Origin of the sequence: Mesorhizobium sp. M1E.F.Ca.ET.063.01.1.1 (assembly GCF_003998155.1) — a bacterium.
Lineage (GTDB): Bacteria > Pseudomonadota > Alphaproteobacteria > Rhizobiales > Rhizobiaceae > Mesorhizobium.
On sequence record NZ_RZSC01001010.1, the window covers coordinates 1 to 1,746 of the forward strand.

Sequence of the window (1,746 nt, forward strand, 5' to 3'; positions counted from 1 at the left end):
ACGAATTCACCCGTACGTTTGCTGCGCGGCCCGGCCACGCCAAGGTCGTGCGGCATGACGTTGCCGTCGGTGTCCTTGCCGATGGCGATGTACCCTTTCTCGGCGCGCAGGATCATCAAGGACTCGAGCCCGAGCAGAACGGCGTCGAACGCGCGGCCCTCCTGCTGCATCCTTGCCCACAGCGCCTCGGCCCGATCGGCGCGAATGGAGATCTCGTAACTTCGGTCGCCGGTGAAGGAGACCCGGGTCATACGCACCTCGTCGCCGGCAAAGCGGCCGGCGGCGACGGCCATGTGCGGCAGGCTGACATCGTCCAGCGCAGCACCCAGATCGAGCGCTTCCACCAGCCCGCGCGCGCTCGGCCCCGACACGGTCAAGATGGCGTATTGCGCGGTGGCGTTGTGGATATAGACCGCATCGCGGCCGAAACGATCCTGCCGCCACTCTTCCAGCCTGGCATAGACGGCTGCGACATGCGACGACGAGCAGGAGACGATGAAGCGATGCTCGTCCAGGCGAACCAGCACGCCGTCGTCGAAGACCACGCCATTTTCCGACAGCATGAAGCCGTAGCGGCAATGACCCGGCTTCAGGGTCGACATGGTGTTGTAATAGATGAAGTCGACGAATTCGGCCGCGCGCGGACCGATCACCTCGATCTTGCCGAGCGTCGAGCCGTCGAAGAGCGCGACGGACTGCCGGGCGCGCCGCGCTTCCTCCTGGATTGCGGCCCCGGCTTCGCCGTTTCCGTAATAGGCCGGCCTCAACCAGCCGCCATATTCCTGGAACACCCCTCTTGCCGCGCGATGGTCTGCTTCCAGCGGCAGGCGGCGGATTGGGGCGTGCATGCTTCCCCGTCGTGCGCCCGCCAAGCTGGCGAACGGGACAGGCGTGAATGGCGGCCGGTAGGTCGTGGTGCCGACCTCGGGGATGGCGCGGCCGGTGACATCGGCCAGCAGCGCCAGGCCGTTCAGGTTCGACGTCTTTCCCTGGTCCGTCGCCATGCCGAGCGTCGTGTAGCGCTTCAGGTGCTCGACGGAGACGAAGTTCTCCCGCGCTGCAAGCTCGACGTCCTTGGCGGTGACGTCGCTCTGATAGTCGATCCAGACGCGGCCCTTGGCCTTGGGCTTCGGCCACAGGCTGACGACACCAAGCGTTGCCTCCGCTCCCGTGCCGCGAGGCACGGGCAAGGACGAGGAGCCGAACGGACCGAGAGCCGCCGCGCCGCTGGCCAAGGTCTCGGAAAGCGGGACGGTACCGGCCACGGCACCGGCTACGCCGATCCCGTCGATAGACTCTCCCGGAATGAAAGCCGCCAGTTGATCGCTCCAGGCGAGCTTGCCCTTTGCCTGCGAGAACAGGTGCACGGTGGGCGTCCAGCCGCCGGAGACGAGCACGCAATCGGCCGCGAGCGCCGTGCCGTCGTCGAGCAGGACACCCTGGATGGGATTGTGCCCGCGCGCCGCTGCGACCGTACGCCCGGAAAGGGCGCGAACACCGGTTGTCGCTTGCGTGCCGCCGTCACGCCGACAATCGACCACGGTCACAGAGGCGCCGGCGGCAGCCAGTGCCGAGGCCGGCTCGTAGGCGCTGTCGTTGTTGGTCGCGACGACCACCTGTCGGCCCACGAGCACACCATGCCGGCGCAGATAGGCGAGCGCGGCATCGGCGGAGAATATGCCGGGAAGATCGTTGTTGGCGAACGGAACGGGCCGTTCGATCGCGCCCGTCGCCAGCACGATGCGG

Annotated in this window: 1 pseudogene; it reads right to left on the minus strand. The window is 67.4% G+C overall.

Annotated features, from left to right (window positions below):
* Positions 1-1,746: pseudogene (locus EOA29_RS35405) on the minus strand (sarcosine oxidase subunit alpha family protein); the annotation flags it as partial.